Source organism: Streptomyces sp. NPDC056222 (assembly GCF_042264065.1).
In the GTDB taxonomy this organism is placed as follows: Bacteria; Actinomycetota; Actinomycetes; order Streptomycetales; family Streptomycetaceae; genus Streptomyces.
The window spans coordinates 59,040-65,897 of the sequence record NZ_JBHJTL010000044.1; the positions used below are offsets into that span (position 1 = coordinate 59,040).

Genomic DNA, 6,858 nt, shown 5'->3' on the forward strand with positions numbered 1-6,858 from the left:
TCGTCGGGTCGTCTCGTCGGGGTGGCGCGAAGCACGGGGGCGGCCCCATCGTACGGAGCGAATCTATCGCCCGCGGGTTCTACCCCTTGAGGTAGGTCCCGATGCCGTCCGCGATCCCTTGCGCGGCTTTCTGTCGCCACGCCGCATCGGTGAGGAGTGCGGCATCCTTCGGATCACGCATATTGCCGCATTCGACGAAGACCTTGGGAACGGTTGAGAGATTGAGTCCCCCGAGATCCTTGCGCACGTCCAACCCGCTGCCGGAACCAAGGTAGTTGGCGGGCGCGGTGCCGGTCGCGAGAGCGAAGTGGCGGGCGACCGCCTCGCCGAGCGTACGGGAGGGGCCGACGATCTTCGAGGTATTTGCGGCGCCGGAGTCGACGCGTGCGGGCAGGATCACATGGAACCCGCGGTTGCCGGTGCCGGAGCCGTCGGCGTGCACGGAGACGACGGCGTCGGCGTGGGCCTCGTTGCCGATCCGGGCGCGTTCGTCGATGCAGGGGCCGTAGGGACGCTCGGCGTCATGGGTGAGCACGACCTTCGCGCCCTGGCTCTTGAGGAGATCACGCAGTCGATGTGAAACATCGAGGGTGAACGCGGCTTCCGTGTAACCGGCGTTCGTGGACGTGCCGGTGGTGTCGCATTCCTTGCGTGTTGTGCCGATATCGACCTTTTGGTTGATTTCCCGGGAGTGCTGGAAGTTGCCGGGATTGTGACCGGGGTCGATGACGACCGTACGTCCGGAGAGAGGCCGCGTGGCCTGGGGCTTGTCCCGCGTCGGCTCGGGGGTGGCGGTGGGGGCGAGCGTCGGGGTGGGCGAGCCGGTCGCCTTGGCGTTGGCGGCCTTCGGAGGCTGCGACGCCCCGCCGCAGCCGGCCAGGACGGCGCAGGCGGCGAGGGCGCAGGTGAGGGCACTCGCGCGGGCGGGGATCTTCCGGTGGTCGTACGGCACCTTGCGACTCTAGTGGGAGGCGCCGCCGAACGATCCGCCGACGCGGGGCGACTGTGAAGGGACTGTGGCGGGTATGAGGAAGGTGAGTGCGTCGGTGAGGGGCACCGCGCACGGACCACGGGGGGCACTGTGGTGGGGGAAGAGCCGAACGACGCACGTCCATCGGGTGAGCGGGGGGAGCCGACGGGGCCTGGAGGGCCGGGTGGGTCGGACGAGCCGACGCGGCCCGGAGAGCCGACGTGGCCGGGAGGAGCGGCGGAGCCGACCCGGCCGGGGCACCCGGGGGAGCCGACGTGGCCCGGGGTCTCGGAGACGCCTTGGGCGTACGGGGCGCCGGGGACTCCAGGGGCCTCGGGCACGCCCGCCGGGGCAGGGCAGGAAGCCGGACAGGGAGCGTGGCCGGGGGCGTCGATACCGCCGCCGCCCGCGCAGCCGCCCGGGATGCCGCCCTCACAGCCCTACGGAGCGCCGGACCCCGGACCGCCCGCGCTGCCGCCCGCATCGAACCCCGCGCAGGCCGTCCTGGTCGGGCTGCTGAACCTGTCCTGCCTGGGGCTCGGGTACGCACTGCTCAAGCAGTGGGTCCTCGCGGCCGTCTGCTGGGTCGCCACGGCCGTCCTGCTGCTTGTCGCGCTGCCCGCCGACGTGGACGGCGTGCCCACCGGCCTCCTCGTCGGTTACGGCGTGTTCCTGCTTGCCTCGGCCACCGACGGCGCGCGGCGCGGGCTGCGCGCCCCGCTCGTCCTCGGCTCGGGACCGAGCGTCGCGCCCCGGCGCCTCGCGCTCCCGCTGGTCCTGGCGCTCGTCCTGCTCGTCGTGCCGGTGGGCGGCTCGGTCGCCTACGGGGTGGCGCGTGACGAGGCCGTGGAGCAGTCGCTCCTGGACCGCCTCGCCGCGGCCGACACCCAGGTGAAGTCCGTGGCGGGCCAGAGCTTCGGCGGCGCCGAGCACACCTACCGCAAGGCGCTCGCCGTCTATCAGGACCTCGGCACCGCGCACGCGGGATCGCGGGCGGGCCGGCTCGTCCCCGACCGGCTCGGGGAGTACTACCAGGCGGTCTCCGCGCCGTACGAGCAGAAGAAGTACTGCGAGGCCGTCCCGGCCCTCAAGCATCTGCGGGCGCTGCCGGAGACGGTGGACCGAGGCCTGCTCGGCGGGCTGATCGGCAAGGCCGACGACCCGCTCGCCCACTCCTGGTACGAGTGCGGGATCGGCGGACTCGGCGTCGCGGGGGTGGAGACGGCGGCAGGCGAGCACCTGAACGCGCTCCTGTCGACGTTCCCCGAGTCGTCGTACGCGCGGCAGGTCGAACCCAAGGTCGCGGAGGGCATCAGGACCCGATCCGCCGCGATCTCGGGCGGGACCACCGACCCGTGCGCCGGTGTGGCCGAACTACGGCGCTACGGCACCACGGTCGACCTGCTGCCCAGGGCGAGCTTCGCCGGAGTCTCGCAGCAGCACGGCGACGCGGTGCAGAAGGGCGACTTCGCCTGCGGGGTGGATCAGTTCAAGGACAAGGAGTACACGCGGGCCGTCGAGACGATGACGCAGTACGCCAAGGACCACCCGAGCAGCCCGCAGGCCGCGCACGCGCGGAACATAGCCATCGCCGCCGAGATCGCCGACGAGGCCCCGGCGGCCGGGAAGCAGCTGCCCCCGGCCACTGCTCCCGGCGGTTCCCGGATGGTCATGGTCGTCAGCAACGACGGCCCGGGAGAGGTCGAACTCCTCTACACGGGACCGACCACGGGCCGCGTCACCCTCAAGGCGTGCGGCACGTGCACGGCGTATCCCGGCAGCCTCGCCCGCAACGCACCCAAGATCAAGGCGTGCTCGGGCCCGTCGTCGAAGTACCCCAAGGTGACGCTCCTGCTGCCCGCCGGAAACTACCACTTCCTCCAGAAGCGGGACGGGACGACGGGCTCCGCGTTCGCGGCGGACAAGGCGAGCACGGCCAAGATCGCACCGGGCTACAGCTACACGAACTGCCTGTACGTGACCTCGGGATTCGGCTTCTAGCGGCCGGGCCGCGCGGGAGCGGGGTGCACGGAGCGGTCGGCCTCAGGCCGCCCGCTCCGCGCGAGCCTCAGGCCGCGCGCTCCGTGCGCCTCAGGACGCGGAGGGAGTCGGTCACCGAGACCTCCTCGAAGTCGCCGGACTCCAGGGCCCGGAGGTAGATGCGGTAGGGCGCCTGCCCGCCGTCCTCCGGGTTCGGGAAGACGTCGTGGATGACGAGGAGGCCGCCCTCGGCGACCTTCGGTGCCCACCCTTCGTAGTCCGCCGTCGCGTGCTCGTCCGTGTGACCGCCGTCGATGAAGACGAACCCCAGCTCGCCCGCCCACACCTTCGCCACCTGCGGGGACCGGCCGACGACCGCGATCACATGCTCCTCCAGACCTGCCTTGCGCAGCGTCCGGCGGAAGGTCGGCAGGGTGTCCATCAGGCCGACCTCGGGGTCCACGACGGTCGGGTCGTGGTACTCCCACCCCGGCTGCTGCTCCTCGCTGCCCCGGTGGTGGTCCACGGTCACCGCGACCGTCCCGGCCTCCCGGGCCACGTCCGCGAGCAGGATCGTGGAGCGCCCGCAGTACGTGCCGACCTCGAGCAGCGGAAGCCCCAGCTTCGCGGCCTCGGTGGCTGCGGCGTGCAGCGCGCGCCCCTCGTCGAGGGGCATGAAGCCCTTGGCGGCCTCGAAGGCGGCGAGGATCTCGGGCGCGGGCATGGATGCTCCTACTGGTCGGTACGCACGTACGGGCAGCCATGGTGCCCTACGCCCCGCACGCGAACCACACCCGCTTCCTGTCAGACGGAGAAGTCCACCTCGGCCGCGGGCAGGACGCGGGTGCGGCGGCCTGCGAAGCGGATGTGGCGGAAGATCTCGTTGTGGTGGGCGATCGACTGATCGGCCGGGACGAACGGGCCGCCGCCGTCGGGGCGCAGGGACGTGGTGTGGCCGTCCTCGACGAGCACCAGGTCGTAGCGGTGGCTCAGCGCCTGCCGGGCCGTCGTGTCGACGCACATCTCGGTGGCGAAGCCGGTGACGACCACCTCGGTGACGCCCAGCTCCCGCAGGGTCGTGTCGAGGCCGGTGTCCAGGAAGCTGTCGGCGCTGTTCTTCGCGACGACGGTCTCGCCGGGCCCGGGTTCGAGGCCGGCCACGATGCGCCACCCCTCCGTCCCGGCCGGCAGTTCGGTGACGTCCTGATGCTGCAGGGTCACGATCGGCACCCCGGCCGCCTTGGCCCGTGCACGCAGCCCCGCGATGGCGGCGACGGTCTCTTCGGGGCGGTGGGCGATGGCCATCAGGGCGTTCTGCATGTCGATGACGAGAAGCGCGGAGGCGTTCGGCATGCGGCCACGGTAGCGGCCGGGGCGTCCTGTTCGAAACGGTGCGGCTCATGGGAGAGGGAGGCGGGAACGGGCCGGTCGCGAGACGCCCGCCTCCTCGATCCGGCGAGGGCGGCGGCTCAGCAGGCCTTGAGGGCCGCGAGGAAGTCGAGTCGGGTCTCCAGCCGGGCCAGGTCCCGGCCGGTGATCTGCTCGATGCGGGCGATGCGGTGACGCAACGAGTTGACGTGCAGGTGGAGTTGGGCGGCGCAGGTGGTCCACGACGCGTCGCAGTCGAGGAACCTCTCCAGCGTGGGCAGCAGGTCGGTCCGGTGACGGCTGTCGTGATCGCGCAGGGGGCCGAGCAGACGGGAGGCGAAGGCGCGCCGGGTCTCGGCAGGGATGAGTGGCAGCAGCGTCAGGATGTGCGAGGTGAGGTCGTCGAAACCGCGTACGGCCACTCGGTCCGGGTGGTCACGGGCGATGCGCAGCGCGGTACGGGCCGCGTCGAGCGCTCGGCGTGCCTGTTCCGCTGCCGCCACCGGAGAGCTGACACCGATGGAGACACTGCCCGTGGGGCCGAGCCAGCGTGCGAGCACCGCGGTGAGCCTCTGCTGCAGGGCGACGCGGTCGAGGGCCGGTTCGGGGAGTCCGTCCGTCGGCTCGGGCACCAGGACGAAGAGGACGGCCTGCTCGTGGTCGACGGTGGCGGCGATGTCCTGCGACGAGACGGGCACGGGGTCGTCCGGTTGGATCAGGGCCTCCTCCAGGAGTACGCGGAGGGCCGGGGCGGGGATGGGGCCGGTGCCGCGCCACTCTCCCTCGGCAACCACGAACTGGCAGCGCTGCCAGGTGTCCTTCCGGCTGACGACGGCCTGCGCGGTGCTGCTCAGCCGGACCGGGATCTCGCCGGGTGGGACGTGGCTGTGCAGCAGATCGACGAGTTGACGGGCCAGATCGTTCAGCGCCACCTTCGTCCGCTCGTGTGCGGACCGCGCGTCGACGGCCAGTTCGACGATCCGGTCGAGGAGTTGCTCATCGCTCGCGGGCCGGTTCGACGTGTCGGCCGCCACGACGAGCAGCCAGTCGCCCAGTTCGGCCGCCTCTCCCGTCGCGGTCGACGGCGTCGACGGGTCTGTCGCGCTGCGAACCGGCACGAGCGAGTAGTGCCGGTCCCCGATCGTGACCTCGTGGGGAGCCGGCTCGCGTGAGCGGCGCGCGGCGAGGTACCTCCCGGCGAGCGCCATCGCTGTCCTGGCGCGCAGCGGAGGGCGGGCCCCGGCGATCTGACGCCCGGTCGGGGACAGGAGATGCGCATCGAGGCCGATGCTGTGCTGCAGGAGCTCCAGTACGGCATCCGGGCCGCCCTGCCCGGTGAGGAGCCGTCGATGGCGTTCGACCACGGCGGCGAGGCTGCCCACGGCACGGGGTTGCAGACGGCGCAGGACGTGTTCGGTGATCGAGGCGAACGAGATGTCCGGGTCCACGGCCATGAGTGGAAGGCCGTGGCGTCGGCAGGCGTGCACCAGGTCGTCCGGGACGAGGCCGTGTTCGGCTTCGCCGGCGGCGAGCACCGTGACGCCCGCCCGGTCGAGGATGCGCACGAACGGCTCGGCGTCTCCGTCCTCCCGCCACCAGGCGAGCCCGGTGAGGACGAGTTCGCCGCCGGCGAGGAAGCGGCCGGGGTCGGCCAGGTCGGTGGTCAGGACTGCGCGTACCTCTCGATCGAGAGCGCTGTCGTCGGCGTCCTGGTCCACGAGCAGGAACAGCCCCAGTTCGTCCTGGAGTTCGCGTATCCGCATGATCGCCACCCTCTCATGTCCACACCGGGCCGATCCGTTCTCCGTGACGGGAGTTTCTGCAGGTCATAGGTCTGCTGCGGTGGGAAAGCACGGTGGTCCACAGGCGATGCGGCAGCCGGTTCTGGGGGATCGGTGACTGCCGCGTCCGCTTGATCGCTCGGTCTACTTCTACGAGTCCGGCCGACAGCGCCTGGACGAGTCGATCGAGGGCTTCGGGCCCCGGGCCGCACGCCCCGGCCGAACGACTCACCACGAACCACGCGCCACGAACGCCTCGTGATGGACGACCCGACACGAACGAGTCGCCACGAAACCACTCGCCATGAACGACCCGACACGAAGAGGAGAGCCATCCATGGACTTCCTTCGCCCCACCGGCTGGGAGGAGGCGCTCGCCGCCAAGGCCGAGCACCCCACCGCCGTACCGATCGCGGGTGGCACCGATGTGATGGTCGAGATCAACTTCGACCACCGGCGACCCGAGTACCTACTTGACCTGAACCGCGTCACCGAACTCCAGGAATGGCACGTCGGCGAGGAGAACGTCCAACTGGGAGCGTCCGTTCCGTACACCCGGATCATGGAGAACCTGCGGGCCGAGCTGCCGGGTCTCGCGCTCGCCTCGCACACCGTGGCCTCCCCGCAGATCCGCAACCGCGGTGGTGTCGGCGGCAACCTGGGCACCGCGTCGCCGGCCGGTGACGCGCACCCCGCGCTGCTCGCGGCGGGTGCCGAGGTCGAGGTCGAGTCGGTGCGCGGCAACCGGTTCATCCCGAT

The 6,858-nt window shown here is 71.6% G+C and carries 6 protein-coding genes; 2 read left to right on the forward strand and 4 right to left on the reverse strand.

Translation table 11 applies throughout. The annotated features are described in order from the left end of the window. Positions 1–79 precede the first annotated feature (79 nt). Positions 80–952 (reverse strand): N-acetylmuramoyl-L-alanine amidase, encoded by an 873-nt coding sequence (locus tag ACFC0D_RS21405; protein ID WP_376438123.1) that lies wholly within the window; start codon positions 950–952, stop codon positions 80–82. 441 nt (positions 953–1,393) lie between these two features. On the opposite strand from ACFC0D_RS21405, the gene ACFC0D_RS21410 reads away from it, so the two are divergent. Continuing rightward, positions 1,394–2,971: a hypothetical protein gene (locus ACFC0D_RS21410; protein ID WP_376438125.1), complete on the forward strand. Its 1,578-nt coding sequence runs from the start codon at positions 1,394–1,396 to the stop codon at positions 2,969–2,971. A 67-nt stretch (positions 2,972–3,038) separates the two neighbouring features. Here ACFC0D_RS21410 and ACFC0D_RS21415 read toward each other — a convergent pair whose 3' ends face one another. The 3 genes from ACFC0D_RS21415 to ACFC0D_RS21425 form a co-directional block, all read right to left on the reverse strand. Beyond that, positions 3,039–3,674: a class I SAM-dependent methyltransferase gene (locus ACFC0D_RS21415; RefSeq protein WP_376438127.1), complete on the reverse strand. Its 636-nt coding sequence runs from the start codon at positions 3,672–3,674 to the stop codon at positions 3,039–3,041. Positions 3,675–3,754: 80 nt separating this feature from the next. Continuing rightward, a complete protein-coding gene (locus tag ACFC0D_RS21420) occupies positions 3,755–4,303 on the reverse strand; it encodes a cysteine hydrolase family protein (protein WP_376438129.1) in 549 nt (182 codons plus the stop codon). Between the two features lie 116 nt (positions 4,304–4,419). Continuing rightward, positions 4,420–6,081: a PucR family transcriptional regulator gene (locus ACFC0D_RS21425; RefSeq protein ID WP_376438131.1), complete on the reverse strand. Its 1,662-nt coding sequence runs from the start codon at positions 6,079–6,081 to the stop codon at positions 4,420–4,422. Between the two features lie 355 nt (positions 6,082–6,436). Between ACFC0D_RS21425 and ACFC0D_RS21430 the strand changes: the two genes are divergently transcribed. Continuing rightward, the coding region (locus ACFC0D_RS21430; protein WP_376438133.1) for an FAD binding domain-containing protein at positions 6,437–6,858 on the forward strand (422 nt) is incomplete at its 3' end.